The organism is Kitasatospora sp. NPDC059803 (genome assembly GCF_042732255.1).
Taxonomy (GTDB): domain Bacteria; phylum Actinomycetota; class Actinomycetes; order Streptomycetales; family Streptomycetaceae; genus Kitasatospora.
Window position 1 is genome coordinate 1 of record NZ_JBHWIJ010000155.1, and the last position, 263, is coordinate 263.

1 pseudogene is annotated in these 263 nt (G+C 73.8%); it reads right to left on the bottom strand.

From position 1 onward, the window contains the following. Nucleotides 1-180, bottom strand: a pseudogene (locus ACFV6I_RS23350) (putative protein N(5)-glutamine methyltransferase); the annotation flags it as partial. Nucleotides 181-263 lie beyond the last annotated feature (83 nt).

The following is a 263-nucleotide window of genomic DNA, read 5'->3' on the forward strand; positions in this document are numbered from 1 at the left end:
GCCGACGACGTGTTCCAGCGGCCGGCCCTCGGCCCGGGCGCGGACCATCACGGCCAGGTCGGCCGGTGTGGCGGCGGCGGAGAGCAGGATCCGCGCCTCGTCCTCGGCGAACACGCAACCGGCGGCGCGCAGCCGGGTGACGACCGAGGAACGGAGAGCTGCGGAGGCAAAAACCGACAAGAGGACCCCTTGGGGGAATCGGGAGGAGGACGAACGACTCCGTCAGGGCTCCCGCAAGGGCCGGCACCGCGCCGACGCGTCCG